This is a genomic window from Actinokineospora alba (assembly GCF_004362515.1).
Taxonomy (GTDB): Bacteria; Actinomycetota; Actinomycetes; order Mycobacteriales; family Pseudonocardiaceae; genus Actinokineospora; species Actinokineospora alba.
This window is the reverse complement of the sequence record NZ_SNXU01000001.1, coordinates 5,846,626-5,863,241: the sequence shown is the minus strand read 5'-3', so window position 1 is coordinate 5,863,241 and position 16,616 is coordinate 5,846,626. Positions and strand designations below refer to the sequence as shown.

The following is a 16,616-nucleotide window of genomic DNA, read 5'->3' as shown; positions in this document are numbered from 1 at the left end:
GCCGACCGGCCACGACAACATTGCGCGGCCTGAAATTAAGTCCGCCCACTGAATGGAACACCGTCCGGAAGCGACAGTGGATCCGCGTAGATCTCGCCCAGGAGCGCGGCTCCGGCCGCGACGCCGAGTACCGAGTCGGCGGGGAAACTGCTGCCCCGCACCGGGCGGCCGACCTCGCCGCGGATGGTTTGCAGGTACCCGGGCAGCTCGATGGCGGCGTAATCGGTCACCACCAACACCTCCGGGTTGAGGATGTCGAACAGCATCGCCGCCGCCCGGCCCACCGTCCGGGCCCGCTCGGCCAGCGATTCGCGAGCGGTGGTCTTTCCGGCTCGCGCGGCGGCCACCAGGTCCACGATGGACGGTTGATCGATGATCCCCTCGGCCATCGCCCGCGCCGCCCACCCGCGGTCGGACACCGTGGCCTCCAGGCACCCGCGCCTCCCGCACGGGCACAGCACCGTCGGGTCGCCGAGAGCGAGATGCGCGACGTCGCCCGCGGCCGAACGCGGGCCGCGGTGCACCTCACCGCTGGTCACGATCGCGGCGTCGACCACGTTGCCCACGAACAGATGCACGACCGATGACTGCCCGCGGACCGCGCCGAAGAGCTGTTCCGCGCGGGCGAGGGCACGGGCGTGGCTGTCCAGCCGCACCGGCAGCCCGGTGTCGGCGGTGAGCAGCGAGCGGACCGGAACGTCGTGCCAGTCAAGGGAAGCGTGGTGCACCAACACGCCGTCGTCCGGGTCGACCCAGCCGCCGACCGCGACGCCGAGACCGAGCGGGATCCGACCGGGCACCTCCTTTCTCCGCAACGCGGTGAGTTCACGGGCCGCGACGGCGAGTACCCGCGCGGGATCGGTGCTCGCGTGGGGGAGTCTCCGCTGGGCCCGGATCCGACCACGCAGGTCGAGCGCGGCGAGGGTGCTGTGGTCGTGGGCGATGTGGATGCCGAGCACGAGGTGCCGGTCGAGGTCGATGTCGACGGGGATATGCGGCCTGCCGACACCGCGATAGATGAGCGCGTCCGCCGCCTCGGTGATGAGACCGAGGTCGGCGAGCGCGGTGAACTGGCGCGTGACCGCCGCGGGGCTGAGGCCGGTGAGGCGGGCGATGGTGCTGCGCGCGGTGGGGCCGTGTTCGAGGACGGCGCGCAGCATCACCGCCGCACTGGTCAAGCGGCGGCGGTCAGGTGCGCTGACGGCCCGCATGCGTTCCTAGGCCCCGACGGGGACGCGCCAGGAGGTGAACCTGCGTTCCAGGGCGACCAGGAGCTGGTTGAACGTCACCCCGATCACGGAGATCGTGATGATCCCGGCGTACATCTGCGGAATGGCGAAGTTGTACTGCGAGGCGTTGATCAGGTAGCCGAGTCCGGCCTTGGCCCCGACCATCTCCGCGGCCACCAGCACCAGGATCGAGACCGCTCCGGCCAGACGGATGCCGGTGAACACCGTGGGCACCGACGCGGGCAGGATCACCTTCTGGAACAGGCGGATTCCGGACAGGTCCATCGACCTCGCCAGCCGCAGCAGGGTCGGGTCGACGCCGCGCACCGCGCTGATCGTGTTGAGCAGGATCGGCCAGGTGCAGGCGTAGAGCACGATGGTGATCTTCGATGTCTCCCCGATGCCGAGCAGCAACACGAACACCGGCAGCAGCGCCAGCGCCGCGGTGTTGCGGAACACCTCCAGCAACGGGCCGAGCAGGTTCGCCACCGGCTTGTACCAGCCGATCAGCAGGCCCAGCGGAACCGCGATGAGCACCGCGAGCCCGAAGCCGGTGAACGAGCGCACAAGACTGGCCTGCGCGTTCGTCGTGAGCTGGCCGTTGCCGAGCAGTTCGACCCACGCGGCCGCCACCTCCGAGAACGGCGGCAGGAACGTCGCGTCGACCAGGCCGAGGCGGGGCGCGGTCTCCCAGATCAGGAGTAACGCCAGGATCGCCACGACCTTGCTCGACGCTGTCAGCAAAGCGCCGCCGATCCGGCGCGGCACGCCGGGCCGCTTGTCCACAAAGGATGGAACCGCGGGGGTGGCCGTCGTGGGCCTGGGTCGCGTGAGGGTGGGTGCGCTCATGCTCCGACTACCTCCTTCTCCTGTTGCTGTGCGCGGGTGACTTCGTCTTGCAGCAGCTCCCAGACCTGGTGCCGGTAGCGGGCGAACTCCGGGCTGGAGCGCAGGTCGGTCTGCGTGGTGCGGGTCCCGAGGTCGATGGGCACGATCCGCTTGATCCTGCCTGGTCGGGACGTGAGCACGGCGACGCGCTGTCCCAAGTAGACAGCTTCGTCGATCGAGTGGGTGATGAACACGATCGTCTTGCCGGTGCGCTCCCAGATCCGCAGCAGCTCGTCCTGCAGTGACTCGCGGGTCTGCGCGTCGAGCGCGGCGAACGGCTCGTCCATCAACAGCACGGCCGGGTCGTAGGCCAGGCTGCGGGCGATCGCCACCCGCTGGCGCATCCCGCCGGACAGCTCGTGCGGGTGCCGCCGCTCGAACCCGGTCAGTCCGACCAGGTCCAGGAATCCCTGTGCCCGCTCGGCCCGCTCGCGGCGCGGCACCCCGGTGGCCTCCAGTCCGAACTCGACATTGCCGAGCGCGGTCCGCCACGGCAGCAGCGCGTACTGCTGGAACACGATTCCCCGGTCCAGTCCCGGTCCGGTGACGGGTTCGCCGTCGAGCAGGATCCGCCCTTCGCTGGCTGTGGTGAGCCCGCCGAGGAGGTCGAGCAGGGTGGACTTGCCGCAGCCGCTCGGCCCGACGAGGACGACGAACTCGCCACGCGCGATGTCGAGGTCGACCCCCTCCACCGCGGTGAACTCGGTGCGGGACCGGCCGTCCTTCACCGGGAACCGTTTGGTGACACCGTGGAAGCTGATATGGGTGGTCATGGTCAGCCCTTCGCCAGGTCGTTGAACTCGTTGGTGTAGAGGTCGGCGAGCTTGACCTGGTCGGGCTTGATCTCGCCGCGTTCGCTCAGCCAGTCGATCCAGAGGCTCAGCTCCTTGTCCAGGATCCTGCCGCCCTTCTCCGCGACCCCGGTCGACTTCCAGTGCTTGAGCGCGCCCGGGTCCTCGTTGCGGCCGCGCTTGGCCACGATCGCCAGCTTGCGTTCGATGACCTGCTCGCGCGGCGTCGTGCGGCTCCACTCGATCGCCTTGGCGACACCGGTGGTGAAGGTGCGCACGGTGTCCGGGTTGTCCTTGATGAACTTCTCAGTGAACACGTACGTGCCCGCGGTGAACGCGCCGAGCAGGTCGAAGTCGGAGAACAGCTTGCGCACGCCGCCGCGCTCGGTCGCCTTCTCCCGCAGGATGCCGCCGAGCACCCCGACCTCGATCTGCTTCTGCCGCAAGGACTGCTCGGTGTTGACCGGCGGCACCACGATCGGCTCGACCTTCTTGATGTCGTCGGGGGACAGGCCGTTGCGCTTGAGGTAGATGCCCAGCATCGCCTCGTGGTGCGCGCCGAGGGTGTTCATCCCGACCTTCTTGCCGAGCAGGTCGCGCGGCCCGGTGATGGGGCTGTCCTCCAGCACGAAGAAGCCGCTGTGGGCCTTCTCGTCGGCGCCGTAGTAGCCGATCACCGACTTGATCGGGGCGCCCGCGGCCTTGAGCTTCACCACGGCGCCGTTGAACGCCCCGCCGAAGTCGACCTGCCCGGTCGCCGCGGACTGGATGTCCTGCGGGCCGCTGATGGTGTTGCCGACCCATTCGAGCTTGAGGTCGCCGAGGTAGCCGAGGTCGGCGGCCAGTTCCGGCAGCGTCACGTCGCCCGCCGCGCCCTGGTAGCGCAGGGTCTTGGTCTGCGCGCCGGTGCCGCCCGACGCGGTCGCGCAGCCGACGGTGGCCGCCGTCATGCCGAACAGGGTCAGGCCGAGGAAGTTCCGTCGGGTGGTGGTCACGATGGATCCCTATCTGTTGAGAAATGCCCGAACAAGGGCATGCCGAAGGAATCGGGGAATCCGATTCAGCAGCCGGCGATTCGCCGGAAGAAAGGAAGATCAGCGGGCGCGACAGAACGCGCTGGCGTGTCGGCGGAGGTCGACGTGCCTGCGTGTGGTGAGGTACGCGGCTTGATTCACGCTGTGCACAGTGGCAGCGGGGTTTCCTTGGGTCAACCAGGTCCGCAGTCTGGGACGACTTATTTTCGCTCGACCGAAACCTGTCCTGCCGCGTTCCCTGCCGCCTAGGTTCGAATTACCAGCGCGGAAAGGAAACCCCTAATGTCCATACAATTGGAGACGTCCCCGGCCGAGCACGCGGGAATCGGTGTGGTGAAACTCGGCGCGAACATCGGCGCGCGAATCGACGGTGTGCGGCTCGGCGGCGACCTGGACGCGGCGACGGTGGCGGACATCCGGTCGGCGCTGTTGGCGTCGAAGGTCGTGTTCTTCCGCGGCCAGGACCACCTCGACGACGCGGGCCAACTCGCGTTCGCCGAACTCCTCGGCGAGCCGACCCTGGCCCACCCGACGGTGCGGGGCAAGGACAACCCCAACGTCCTGCCGATCGACTCCGACTACGGCAAGGCCAACAGCTGGCACACCGACGTCACCTTCATCGACCGGGTCCCGGCGATCAGCATCCTGCGCGCGGTCGCGCTGCCGCCGTATGGCGGGAGCACGGTGTGGGCGAACACCGCCAAGGCCTACGAGGAGCTGCCCGTGTCGCTGAAAGCGCTGGTGGACACGCTGTGGGCGGTGCACACCAACGTCTACGACTACGCCGCCAACGTCGACTCGACCCGCATCGGCGGCGTCGACGTCAAGGTCCGCGAGTACCGCGACGAGTTCGTCTCCGACCGCTACGAGACCGAGCACCCGGTGGTGCGCGTGCACCCCGAGACCGGCGAGCGTTCCTTGCTGCTGGGCCACTTCGTGAAGCAGCTCGTCGGCCTGACCTCCACCGAGTCGCAGGCGGTGTTCCAGCTCCTGCAGCACCGCGTGACCCGCCTGGAGAACACCGTGCGCTGGCAGTGGGCCGACGGCGACCTCGCGATCTGGGACAACCGCGCCACCCAGCACTACGGCGTCGCCGACTACGACGGCGAATACCGCAGGCTGCACCGCGTCACCCTCGCGGGCACCGTCCCGGTGTCGGTCGACGGCACCCACAGCACACCCGTCACCGGGGACGCTTCGGCGTTCTCCCCGGTCGGCGCCTGAGGAGGACTGGTATGCCGTCGATCATCGTCCTGTCGGGCAGCCCGTCGCCGACGTCCAAGACCGCCGCCCTGGGCGGCTACGTCGAGGCCCGGCTGCGCGCGCAGGGGCATCTGGTCCGCTCGTTCCGGGTGCGGGACTTGCCGCCGGTGGCCCTGTTGTCGGCTGACACCGAGCATCCGGACATCGCGGAGGTAGTGGACGCTATCGCTGGGGTGGACGCGATTGTGGTGGCATCGCCGGTGTACAAGGCGGCCTATTCGGGGCTGCTCAAGGCGTTGCTGGACTTGTTGCCGCAGTTCGCGTTGGCGGGGAAGGTGGTGCTGCCGCTGGTCACCGGCGGGACTCCGGCGCACGTGTTGGCCATCGACTATGCCTTGCGGCCGGTCCTGACTTCGCTTGGCGCCGATCATGTTGTGCAGGGGTGGTTTGTGCTTGATCGGCACATCGGGGTTGATGGCGCGACGGTCATTGAGCCTGGTGCTGAGAGCGCGTTGCGGGCTGTGGTTGATCGGTTTTCTGAGGTTGTCCATGATCGGCATCCGTTGGCTGCCGCGTTGTAGATCTGCTTCGCGGGTGTGGCGGTGGGTGCCTGTTTGGGTGGTTCGCCTTGATTCGGGGACCCCTCGAAATGGGGCTGCGCGGGCAAAGAGGGTGGGGAGGTGAAGCCCACCCGCGCCGAAAGTTTAGCCCCATTTCCCCCGAATCAAGGCGAACCACCCAAACAGGCCGTTGGGCTGGGCCCCTTGCGTTTCTGGGTGAGTGGGGGACGTACCCGGGTGAGTGGGGGAGGGGGAACCTTCCTACCGCCCAGGGCCTCCCACCCTGATCACGTGCTGGGGTGGATCAAGGGTGGTTCTCCAAAGCCACGAGGGTGGATTCGGCCTTCTCCCGCAAACGAACATGGCCCACCCCCGCGGCGGCGGCCAAGGCCAGTTCGGCGTGTTCCCGTGCGGTGGCAAGGTTTCCCAACGCGAGGTGGGCCGAGGCAAGGGCTCCGTGGGCGGCGCTCGTCACCGATGGTCTGCTGCCCTGGCTGATCAGGTCTATCGCCTCCGTCGCGGCGGCCAGTGCGGCGTGTGGGTCCGTTCGCAGGAGGTGGCATTCGGCTTGGGCGACCAAAGCCTCCGCGACGTGCATGGGGTCGCCTATGCGTCGGCCGATCTCCACCGCCTCGGTGAAGATCGGCCACGGGTCGCCGCCGAGGTGGGCCGTGGCGTTCGCGCGGCGGATTCGGCCTGCTATTTCCCACATCGACTCGCCGACGCGTCCCGCGATCTGCTGCACGCGTTCGCCGCCCGCCAGGGCCTCGGCCGGGTTGCCCTGTTCGCAGTGCAGGCCGCTGAGGGTCCATTCGGCGAAGATCTCCTCGCGCGGGTTGCCGCTCTCCTGGGCGATCGCCAGCGCCTCGCGGGCCAGGTCCATGGCCTTCGCAGAGTCGCCGAGGCTGTGGTGCAGGACGGAAAGGCGGTTGAGCGCGACGGTTTCGCGGAAGCGGTCGCCCGCGGCCCTGGTCAGTTCCAGTGCCCTGGTCAGCGGGTCGATGGCCAGCCGGTAGCGGTCGGACATCCAGCAGCCGGTGGCGAGGTTGAGCAGCGCGATCGCCTCCGCGCCCGTGTCGCCCGCGAGTCTTGCCTGGTCGATGGCCACGGTGTGGGTGGCCAGGTGGGCGTCGAGGTGGCCGCCGCTGATCAGGTACATCGCCATGTTGCGGGTGATCGCCCAGGCGTACGCGGCTCGGCCGAGAGCCGGTGCGGCGAGCACCGCCGCGACGAGGTTGGCGCGTTCCGCGTTGAACCACTTGGTGGCCGCGGGATGTCCCTCGAAGTCGGGGTGGTCCGCGGGCGTGGTCGTCAGGGGTGACGGGCCGGGCTCGCGGCTGGGCATCAGCACCTGGTTGGCCAGTTCCGAGGTGAACAGGTAGAAGTCGAGCAGCCGCCCCGCCGCGTGGTCGAGGCATTCCGGGGTCTCCTCGGCGTGGGCCACCCAGGCCGCGTACTCGCGCAGCAGGTCGTGCCAGGCGTAGCGGCCGTGGGTGCGCTGTGTGAGCAGGTGCACGTCGAGCAGGCTTTCCAGCAGCAGCTCGGCCTTCTCCACCGGCAGGTCCACCAGCGCGGCCGCCGCGTACACGTCGATGTCGGCGCCGACATGGGTGCCCAGCAGCCGGAACATCCGCCGCTGGTCGGTGTCGAGCTGGTGGTGGGACAAGGCGAACGCGGCGGCGACGCCCCGGTCCTCGGCGGCGAGTTCGGCGAGCCGGTCGCGTTCCCCGCGCAGCCGGTCGACGAGGTGCCCGACTGTCCATGATGGACGGTGCAGCAGCCGCGCCGACGCGACCCGGATCGCCAGTGGCAGGTGTCCGCACAGGCCGACCAGCTCGGCCACCGGCGCCGGTTCGGCCTCCGCCCGCCCCACCATGCGGCGCACCAGTGCGGCGGCCTCGTCGGCGGGCAGCGGCTCCAGTGAGAGCGGCGCTGCACCCGCCAGCCCGGTGAGCCTGCGCCTGCTGGTGACCAGGACCAGACACCCCGGGGCGCCTGGCAGCATCGGCCGGACGTGGTCGGCGCTCGCCGCGTTGTCGAGCACGATCACCATGCGCCTGCCCGCGAGCCGCGAGCGCCACAGCGCCGCCCGCTCCTCCAGCCGCGCGGGCACCGCGTCCGCGGGCACGCCCACGGTGTGCAGCAGCCGCTCCAGCGCGGCGCCCGGCTCGACCGGCCCCTGGTTGCCGCTGTGCGCGTGCAGGTCGAGGAACAGCTGCCCGTCGGGGAACTCCGCGGTGACCTGATGGGCGACGTGCAGCGCGAGCGCGGTCTTGCCGACCCCGGCCATGCCGTCGATGGCGGAGATGGCCGCGTTCCCGGCGGCCACCCGGTCGAGCAGCTCGGCGATCTCGGCGTCGCGGCCGGTGAAGTCGGCGACGCCGTACGGCAGCGTGTTCGGCCCCTTCGGTTCCTGGGGGAGGACCAGGGCGAGCGCCGGGTCGTCGCGCAGGACCTGCTCGTGGCGGGCCCGCAGCTCCGGGCCCGGGTCGAGGCCGAACTCGTCGGCCAGCACCTGCCTGCGGTCGGCGTAGGCGGCCAGCGCCTCGGTGCGTCTGCCGTCGCGGTGCAGGGCGAGCATCAGATGGGCGGTGAACCGCTCACGCTCGGGCGCCTCCGTGATCAGGGCGTGCAGCTCCGGGATCACCGCACGGTGCCTGCCTAGCGCCAGGTCGGCCTCGACGCGCAGGTCCAGGGCGTCGAGCCGGGATTCCCGCAGACCACGACAGAGCCGCTCGCCCAACTCGGGCCCGAGGTCGCCCAGCGCGGGCCCACGCCACAGCCGCAGCGCGGCGTGCAGCAGGTCGGCCCGGGTGGTGGCGTCGTCGGCGTCGGCCCCGGCGGCGAGCAGGGTACGGAACCGGTGGGCGTCCACCCGCTCGGGGTCGACCAGCAGCGCGTACCCGGCGCCCTGGCGCTCGATCACGGCCAGCTCGGCGGGCAGAGCCGTCCGCAGCCTGCTCACGTGCGTGCGCAGCGCGGCGGCACTGGCGGCGGGCGGGTCGGCCTCCCAGAGCAGGTCGGTCAGCCGGTCAGCCGACACCGCCTTGCCCGGCTCGAGGGCGAGGACCGCCAGGAGCGCACGCTCACGGCGCCGGGGGATGAGCACCTTCCGCTCCCCGACACGCACCTCGAACGGCCCCAGCAGACGGAACTCCACAACCGCAGACCGTAGCGGCACGCACCGACAACCAGCGCGGTCCTGGGTCCTTCTCCGCAGTCAGCTATGTCATCTCTAACTTAACTATCCCATATTCACTATCTAGATATCCGGTAGAGCTGGCGGACCGAGGACCGCTCCGCTGGGGGACATCAAAAGCGCCAAGGACGGGAGGGAGGGGCCTTCGGACGGAACGTATGAGGAAGTGGGACGTCCGGGGTGGCCCACCGTCGGATGGAACCGTACGAGGTGGGGCGTCCGGGGTGGGCCGCCATCGGATGGAACCGCACGAGGTGGGGCGTCTGGGGTGGGCCGCTGTCGGATGGAAACCGCATGGGAGGTGGGGCAGCGGGGGGTGTTGTCCGGACGGGAACCGCATGGGAGGTGGGGCAGCGCGGGGGCGTGTCCGGACTGGAACCGCACGAGGTGGGGCACCCGGGTGGGCCGCCGCGCCGATCAGCTCTGGCGACAGTCCGATAGTGGGCGGCGGACCGAAGTCCTAGGACCGGCGGCGAGGTTTGCCGCGTTTGTCCTGTGCCGCACCGGAAGTGCGGCGCTTGGGGGTGCCTGCCTGCTTGCCCGCGCCCTTTCGCCCCTCGGCCGCGGGTCGTTTCGCCTTCGCTGGGGTCGCTGTCGGTTGGCGGCCGCGGGTGCTGTTGTCGGTCCGGCCGCGGACGATGCCGATGAAGCGTTCGATGGCGTCGGTGGTTTCGTCCTCCAGCCACGACAGCGCGACCTGTGACTGCGTGGCGTCGGTGAGCGGGCGGTAGGTGAGGTCCTTGCGGTGGTGCAGTCGGGCCAGTGACTGGGGTACGACGAGCAGCCCGATGCCCGCCGCGACCAGTTCGACGGCGTCCAGGGTGGTGGCGGGGCGGTCGAGCGCGGGGAGGCCGGGCGGGCGGTCCCAGTCGAGGGTGTCGTCGAGGGGGTGCAGCACGATGCTGTCGGCGAGATCGTCCACCGACACCTCGTCGGCGGCGGCCACCAGGTGGTCCTTCGGGACCACGACCACGGTCGTCTCGGTGTACAGGGGGATCGCGTGCAGGCCGGTCCGGTCGATCGGCAACCGCAGGAGGACCGCGTCGGCCCCGCCGTCGCGCACCATGGCGGCGGCGTCGGCGGCGGGGACCTGCAGGAGGGTCAGCGGCTCGTCGGGGGTGCGTTCGTTCCAGGTCCGCACCCACTTGCCGGGGATGACCCCGGGGACGTACGCGAGCGTGAACGGTGGGGGTACGTCCGGGCCTGTCACCAGGTCAGATTACCGGGCGTGAATGGCGTTGGCGCACACGCCCGATACCCTCAACGCCATGACGTCGCACAAGACACCCCAGACGATGAAGCCCGCGACCGCGGCGAAGAAGCTGGGCGTGTACCTCGAAGCCACCCCCGCGGAGTTCCAGGAGGGTGTCGTCTCGCGCGACGAGTTGAACTCGCTGCAGGCCGACCCGCCGGAGTGGCTGCGCGACCTGCGCCGCAACGGCCCGCATCCCCGCCCGGTCATCGCGGCGAAGCTGGGCATCTCGATCGGCGGCCTCGCCCGTGGCGGAATCACCGAGGCCCTCACCACCGAGCAGATCGACGCGCTGAAGGCCGAGAGCCCGGACTGGCTGCGCCAGGAGCGGGAAACCCAGGCCGAGGTCCGCAAGGAAGAGGCACGCATCAAGGCGGCGAAGGCGGACAAGCCGGAGCGTCGCCCTCGCTCCTGATAGGACTCACGTCGCCCCGGCGCCCTGAATCTTTCACGATCCGGGGACGGCGGGCGTGCGCCGGAACTAACCTCCTGGCTCGTGACACAACCCCATCCCGAGTTCCGGCAGCGGGTTCGCGCGCTGGCGGAGAGCCAGTGGCGTGAACCGGTGGTCGTGATCCACCTGGGCGAGGTCAAGCCCGACTTCGACGTTCCTGGCAGGCGCAAGGACGGCACAGTCATCGGGCAACGCCTGGTCCGCCGGTTCTTCTGGAACCTCTTTCGCGGCACGGTCGGCAGCCTGATCAACGTCGTGCTGTCGGTCGCGGGTGGCGGCGTTGGCAACGTGTTCGAGCGGTCCGGCAAGGTGACCGGACCCGAGAACGCCCAGGCGCTGGGCCTCCTGGACGCCGCGCGGCCCGCCGACAGCGCGTGGCTGGTCTACTCGCCGTCGCACGTGGCGGTGATCGACTCCGGTCGCACCTTCGTCGACCCGAAGGACAGCCCGCCGCCGACCATCCTGTGGCACGCGACCACACCGAATGCCCCGAAGGTCTCCATACGGCGGCGCATCAGCTGGCCGGACGGCTCCGTGTACGAGTACGACCTCACCTACGACGAAGCCAAGTTGCTCAAAGAGACCCTGCGCGGCGACGATCCCGCTCTCCCGGACCGGACCTAGGCCGCGTTCTCAGCGTGGTAGCGCTTGGTCGTGGCGTGCCATTCACGGCTGCCGCCACACCAGGCCCAGGTGTCGGCCAGGAAGCGGTGCAGCATCGGGGAGCCTGTCAGACAGAGTTCGGCTGCCTCGACGACGAAGCGCCGCATGAGTTCGTTGTGGATCTCGACCGTGCGCTTGACCGCTTCGTGGCGGGTGCAGTTCTCCTCCTCCATGAGCGCGATCGGGAGGCTGATGTCGTTGTCGGCTTCCTTGCTCATCGAGTGCAGGTCGTTGAGCAGCACCGCCGCGGTGCCCGCCATGGTGAACGCCCGGCGCACCGCCGGGTCGAAGAACTCCTGCGCGGGCAGTTCGTAGCCCGCGACCGCGTCGATCAGGATCATCGGCGGCAGGTAGCTGTTGTGGTGGCGGTGCATCAGGTACTCCCACACCGCGGGCCGCTGCCCGGTGTTGCGCCAGCTCGCGTTCTGGTCCAGCGCGGTGAACAGGATGGCCATCTGGTGCTGGAACCGGCCCATCTGCGGCACCGTGGTGTACTTCGCCAGGTGCTCCATGCCGGTGCGGAACGCCAGCGCGATCGGCTCCTCCTTGATGAACCGGTCGAGTTCGTGCTGGTAGCGCTGGGGGAGTATCACCGGATCCACCACGCCATAGAGCACGCCGAGACGCGCGGCGGCGAGGTTCGGGTCGGCGCCCATTTCCTCTTCGTCGAGGTAGTAGTCGTCCGCCGCCCATTCGGCCACGACGACCTTCGTGGCCGCCAGCAGCCGGTCCGGGTCGTCGGTGCCGGGGTGCGTGAGCATGATCAGCCTGCCGAACCCGCACGAGCGCAGGTGGTCGAGTCGGCCGGGGTAGATCCCCACCTGCTCGGCCCACTCGACCATCCGCTCGTTCACCTCCTCACCGAGTGCCGGGTTGTCCCGCACCGGGCCCGGGCAGAACAGCTCGGGAATCGCGTCCTCGTCGGTCGCCGCGGGTTCCGGTTCGGCCGCCTCACGCAGCGTGGCCGCGAGCCGCGACGGCAGCCGCGCCGCGGCCATGCCCAGCGCACCCGGGTTGTCGCCGATCGGGAACAGCGTCGACGGCAGCCGACCCGGTCGGTCGCCCGAGATCAGGGTGGCCAGTTCCCCCGCGGGCGCCCCGCCCATGTCCGCCAGCACGGCGGCCGCCCGCCGGGCCAGGTCGTCGGTCGCGGGCGGGGCGAACAGGCGTGACAGCACGGACATGGTTCCTCGGCCTCAGATCCGGTCGGCGGCGATGAGCAGGTAGTGGAAGCTGCCTTCGCGGTAGGCGGTGAGGAACGGGTCCTCGACGCCGGTCGCGACCGACGACTTCGCCCGCAGCTCCCAGTAGGGGATGGTCGCGGCGGTCAGGTCGACCACGTTGATCGGGACGAAGTTGTTGTCCGCCAACGCTTCGAAGTACCGGCTGCGCGGGTGGATGTTGCACGTGTAGTGCTGGTCGATCTGGCTCACCGCCTTGGAGCGCCCGCCGGTGACGTCGTTGTAGCACCCGGTGATGCACACGTAGCGGCCGCCGAACGGGATGAGCCGGGCGAACTCGTCGTACAGGTCGTGGAGGTCGACGTACATGGTCGTCTCGTTGGTCCAGATGCCGTTCATCGAGCCGGTCTCGAAACCGGTGTCGAGCATGTTGCGGAAGTGGAACCGGACCTGGTCGGCCACCCCGCGCTCGCGGGCCTGGTTGTTGGCGAACTCGACTTGCGACTCGGAGATCGTGACCCCGTCGACCTGGCAGCCGAACCGCTGGTTGGCCATGAAGGAGGTGCCGCCGCGGCCGGACCCGCCGTCCATCAGCCTGCCGGTGCGCGGGATGTCGCCGAGGTGGTCGAGCAGGACCTCGGCCTGCGCCGACTCCAGCCGGTGCAGCTCGGCGATGATCGCCTGCTCGCGCCCCTCCGCGGGACCGGTCAGCACGGCCGGGTCGTAGTCGCCGATGCCGTAGTGGTGGTGGTAGAGGCCGTCGACGTCGCCCAGCCGCAGGTTGACCGGGTCTTTCTCGTTGTTCCAATAGGTGGCGACCGCGCGCTGGTAGGCGCTGCGCAGCACCGGCCGGGTGGGGATCTCGGGGGCGGGCCGCGTCGTGGTCATAGGTGGTCTCCTTCGTCGTCGTGCGAACGGGTGGACTTCCCTCGGTGACCGTCCACTCGCGAGGGTTTCAGTGGTGGCTCAGTCGGCGCGGCCGAGTTCGACGTCCTCGAGGATGCCCAGCGCGTCGGGCATCAGGACGGCGACGGAGTAGTAGGCGCTGACCAGGTACGAGGCGATCGCCTTCGCGTCGGTTCCCATGCTGCGCACCGAGAGCCCGGGTCGGTACTCGTCGGGCAGGCCGGTCTGGTGCAGGCCGATGACACCCTGCCGGTCCTCACCCATGCGCATGAGCATGATCGAGGTCGTGCCCCGGTCGCTGATCGGGATCTTGCCGCAGGGCAGCACCGGGACGCCGCGCCAGGCGGGTACCAGCTGCCCGTGCAGGTCGACGTGCTGCGGATAGACGCCGCGCTTGCTGCACGCCTGCCCGAACGCGGCGATCGCCTTGGGGTGGGCCATGAAGACGGTGGGCTCCTTCCACACCGTGGCCAGCAGGTCGTCCATGTCGTCCGGCGTGGGTGGGCCGCCGCGGGTGTGGATGCGCTGGCTGAGATCGGCGTTGTGCAGCAGACCGAACTCGCGGTTGTTGACCAGCTCCCGTTCCTGCCGTTCGCGCAGGGCCTCGATGGTGAGCCGCAGTTGCTGCTCGACCTGGTTCATCGGGTCGTTGTAGAGGTCGGAGACCCTGGTGTGCACGTGCAGCAGGGTCTGGGCGACGCTGAGCTCGTACTCCCGGGGGGCGAGGTCGTAGTCGACGAACGTGCTGGGCAGGTCGGGCTCGCCGCTGTGGCCCGCGGACAGCTCGATCGCGGCCTCGCCGTGTTCGTCCGTGGCCGCCGAGGCCGCAGCCCGGTAGCGAACCAGGTGCGCGCGCAGCGATTCGGACCGCCCGATCAGCTCCTGGAACTCGTGTCTGGACAAGGTGAGCACGGTGCACCGGGTGGTCGTGCGCGCGGTGTAGGCCCAAGTGGACTCGGCTGCCGACAGCACCTCGTCGCCGATGCGCTCGCCGTCGGCGACCACGCCCAACGTGGTCTGGTCGCCGTAGTGTCCGGCGCCGAGCAGAGTCGCCTTGCCGTGGGCGATGAGGACCAGCCGATCGATCGGCCCACCGGCCTCCACAATGGACTCGTCCGCCTCGTACTCGCGCTGCTCGAAGCGGCTCGCCAGCTCGGCGAGCACCTCTGCGTCGTCGAAACCACGCAGTGGAGCCAGTTCGCGCAGTTCGTCGGGAATCACCCGGACTCTCGCGCCGTCGGTGACGAACTCGACGCGGCCGTCGCCGAGGGTGTACGTGCGGCGGCGGTTGACCCGGTAGACGCCACCCGCGGCCTGCACCCATGGCAGGGCGCGCAGCAGCCAGCGGGAGCTGATCCCCTGCATCTGGGGGACGGACTTCGTGGTGGTCGCCAGGTTTCGCGCGGCGGCGGTGCTCAGACTTTGCTGTGGATGATCGGTTGTCGGACCGGTATCCGCTTCCAAGATGTCTGTCACTGATCAACAGCTCCTATCGAGCTATCCCGAGTGGAATCGACGAAATGGTCTGTCGGGCGATCACTCCGAAGCTAACAGCAGCCTCTGTGACCCACCAGTCGCTAGACAGGGTGACGGACTGCTCCGAACGATTTTCCTGGTGTCACAACACTTTCGTGGTATCGCGTGAGTGGAGTCGGTGCGGCACACTCGAAGCGGTCTGATGCTTGCCATCGATTGTCTCCAGCTATTCGATTGGTGTGATGCGTTGTGACCGTGACCGAGCCCGATGTGACCACGAACGGGCACGCACAGCTCAGTCTCAGTACCGAGGCCGCTCGAAACCTGGCCACCACCACCAAGTCCGAGCCGCAGATGCAGGGCATCTCGCCACGCTGGCTGTTGCGGATGCTGCCCTGGGTGGAGGTATCCGCGGGCACCTACCGGGTGAACCGACGCCTCACGTACACGCTCGGCGACGGCCGGGTCGAGTTCACCAACGTCGGCGCCGCGATCCGGGTCATCCCGCAGGAACTGCGGGAATTGGCGCTGCTTCGCGAGCTTGACGACGAGGAGGCGCTGGCCGCGCTGGCCGACCGGTTCGAGCAGCAGGAATTCGCGCCCGGCGACGTCATCGTCCGCGCCGGGGACCCCGCCGACCGGATCTGCCTGATGGCGCACGGCAAAGCCGAGAAAGTGGGCGCGGGCAAGTACGGCGACAAGGTCGTGCTGGGGGTGGTGGCCGACGGCGACCACATGACCAACCGGTCCACCTACGATCCCGACGACCACTGGGACTTCAGCGTCACCGCCGCGACCGCGTGCACGGTCCTGACCCTGACCGAATCAGCGATCGAGGAGATCGCGGAACGTTCGGAAGCGCTGCGCGCGCACCTCGACCGGGTTCGCGTCCAGCCGATCCCGTCGCAGAACAAGCACGGCGAAGCCATGATCGAGCTCTCCGCGGGCCACCGCGGCGAACCGGACCTGCCGGGCACCTTCGTCGACTACGAGACCGCGCCCAGGGAGTACGAGCTCAACGTCGCGCAGACCGTTCTCCGGGTGCACTCGCGGGTCTCCGACCTCTACAACCAGCCGATGAACCAGACCGAGCAACAGCTGCGGCTCACCGTGGAAGCGCTGCGCGAGCGCGAGGAACACGAGCTGATCAACAACCGCGAGTTCGGCCTGCTGCACAACGCCGACCTGAAGCAGCGCATCCACACCCGGGGCGGCCCGCCGACGCCGGACGACCTCGACGACCTGCTCTGCATGCGGCGCAAGACCCGCCTGTTCCTCGCGCACCCGCGGACCATCGCCGCCTTCGGTCGCGAGTGCACCAAGCGCGGCATCTACCCCACGACCACGGAAGTCGACGGGACGGCCATGATGGCCTGGCGCGGCGTGCCGATGCTGCCCTGCGACAAGATCCCCGTGACCGAGACCAACACCAGCGCGATCCTGGCGATGCGCACCGGCGAGGACGACCAAGGTGTCATCGGGCTGCGGCCGACCGCGCTGCCCGACGAGTTCGAGTCCGGCCTGAACGTGCGGTTCATGGGTATCAACGAGAAGGCGGTGATCTCCTACCTGGTCAGCTCCTACTTCTCAGCGGCGGTGCTGGTTCCCGACGCGCTCGGGGTCCTGGACAACGTCGAGCTCGGGCGGTGACATGGCGCCGCCTCCGGCGGCGCGGCTCGGTCGCTTTGATGGTGGCGTTTCGGGGGTTCCGCACGAACACTGCCAACTTCGATGGCGTGTTCGTGCGGAACCCCCGAAACGCCACCGCGACCGAGCACGG

15 protein-coding genes are annotated in these 16,616 nt (G+C 69.4%); 5 read left to right on the top strand and 10 right to left on the bottom strand.

From position 1 onward, the window contains the following. Positions 1-35: 35 nt before the first annotated feature. The 5 genes from C8E96_RS26750 to C8E96_RS34675 form a co-directional block, all read right to left on the bottom strand. A complete protein-coding gene (locus C8E96_RS26750; protein WP_091369775.1) occupies positions 36-1,211 on the bottom strand; it encodes an ROK family transcriptional regulator in 1,176 nt (391 codons plus the stop codon). A 6-nt stretch (positions 1,212-1,217) separates the two neighbouring features. Continuing rightward, complete coding sequence (locus tag C8E96_RS26745; protein ID WP_091369773.1) at positions 1,218-2,078, bottom strand: ABC transporter permease; 861 nt, start codon at positions 2,076-2,078, stop codon at positions 1,218-1,220. Next, positions 2,075-2,890, bottom strand: coding sequence for an ABC transporter ATP-binding protein (locus C8E96_RS26740; RefSeq protein WP_091369771.1), 816 nt, complete (start codon positions 2,888-2,890; stop codon positions 2,075-2,077). Before C8E96_RS26740 ends, C8E96_RS26745 begins: the two co-directional genes overlap by 4 nt. Before the next feature lie 2 nt (positions 2,891-2,892). After that, on the bottom strand, positions 2,893-3,858 hold the full coding sequence (locus tag C8E96_RS26735) for an ABC transporter substrate-binding protein (protein ID WP_091370192.1): 966 nt from the start codon (positions 3,856-3,858) through the stop codon (positions 2,893-2,895). A 144-nt stretch (positions 3,859-4,002) separates the two neighbouring features. Beyond that, complete coding sequence (locus C8E96_RS34675) at positions 4,003-4,083, bottom strand: putative leader peptide (protein ID WP_407642684.1); 81 nt, start codon at positions 4,081-4,083, stop codon at positions 4,003-4,005. Positions 4,084-4,224: 141 nt separating this feature from the next. Here C8E96_RS34675 and C8E96_RS26730 point away from each other — a divergent pair, with 141 nt between their 5' ends. Beyond that, entirely contained in the window at positions 4,225-5,166 is a 942-nt protein-coding gene (locus tag C8E96_RS26730; protein ID WP_091369769.1) for a TauD/TfdA dioxygenase family protein, read from the top strand. An 11-nt stretch (positions 5,167-5,177) separates the two neighbouring features. Continuing rightward, on the top strand, positions 5,178-5,726 hold the full coding sequence (ssuE, locus tag C8E96_RS26725) for an NADPH-dependent FMN reductase (RefSeq protein WP_091369767.1): 549 nt from the start codon (positions 5,178-5,180) through the stop codon (positions 5,724-5,726). A 283-nt stretch (positions 5,727-6,009) separates the two neighbouring features. On the opposite strand, the gene C8E96_RS26720 is transcribed toward ssuE, so the two are convergent. Both C8E96_RS26720 and C8E96_RS26715 read right to left on the bottom strand, forming a co-directional pair. Further along, positions 6,010-8,865 (bottom strand): AfsR/SARP family transcriptional regulator, encoded by a 2,856-nt coding sequence (locus C8E96_RS26720; RefSeq protein ID WP_133794807.1) that lies wholly within the window; start codon positions 8,863-8,865, stop codon positions 6,010-6,012. Positions 8,866-9,364: 499 nt separating this feature from the next. Further along, positions 9,365-10,114 (bottom strand): LysR family substrate-binding domain-containing protein, encoded by a 750-nt coding sequence (locus C8E96_RS26715; protein ID WP_091369762.1) that lies wholly within the window; start codon positions 10,112-10,114, stop codon positions 9,365-9,367. Positions 10,115-10,199: 85 nt separating this feature from the next. On the opposite strand from C8E96_RS26715, the gene C8E96_RS26710 reads away from it, so the two are divergent. Together C8E96_RS26710 and C8E96_RS26705 are read left to right on the top strand one after the other, a co-directional pair. Then, the gene (locus C8E96_RS26710; RefSeq protein ID WP_456049316.1) at positions 10,200-10,571 is read left to right on the top strand and encodes a DUF5997 family protein; all 372 of its coding nucleotides are present in this window, start codon (positions 10,200-10,202) and stop codon (positions 10,569-10,571) included. An 81-nt stretch (positions 10,572-10,652) separates the two neighbouring features. Further along, entirely contained in the window at positions 10,653-11,234 is a 582-nt protein-coding gene (locus tag C8E96_RS26705) for a hypothetical protein (protein ID WP_091574742.1), read from the top strand. On the opposite strand, the gene C8E96_RS26700 is transcribed toward C8E96_RS26705, so the two are convergent. From C8E96_RS26700 to C8E96_RS26690, 3 genes are all read right to left on the bottom strand, one after another. Further along, on the bottom strand, positions 11,231-12,457 hold the full coding sequence (locus C8E96_RS26700; RefSeq protein WP_091369756.1) for a family 2 encapsulin nanocompartment cargo protein terpene cyclase: 1,227 nt from the start codon (positions 12,455-12,457) through the stop codon (positions 11,231-11,233). The genes C8E96_RS26705 and C8E96_RS26700 overlap by 4 nt on opposite strands. 12 nt (positions 12,458-12,469) lie before the next feature. After that, positions 12,470-13,342, bottom strand: coding sequence for a geranyl diphosphate 2-C-methyltransferase (locus C8E96_RS26695; protein WP_091369754.1), 873 nt, complete (start codon positions 13,340-13,342; stop codon positions 12,470-12,472). A gap of 78 nt (positions 13,343-13,420) precedes the next feature. Next, positions 13,421-14,836, bottom strand: a complete 1,416-nt coding sequence (locus C8E96_RS26690) for a family 2B encapsulin nanocompartment shell protein (protein ID WP_407642658.1) — start codon at positions 14,834-14,836, stop codon at positions 13,421-13,423. A gap of 249 nt (positions 14,837-15,085) precedes the next feature. On the opposite strand from C8E96_RS26690, the gene C8E96_RS26685 reads away from it, so the two are divergent. Continuing rightward, on the top strand, positions 15,086-16,486 hold the full coding sequence (locus C8E96_RS26685; RefSeq protein WP_091369752.1) for a family 2B encapsulin nanocompartment shell protein: 1,401 nt from the start codon (positions 15,086-15,088) through the stop codon (positions 16,484-16,486). Positions 16,487-16,616: the final 130 nt, after the last annotated feature.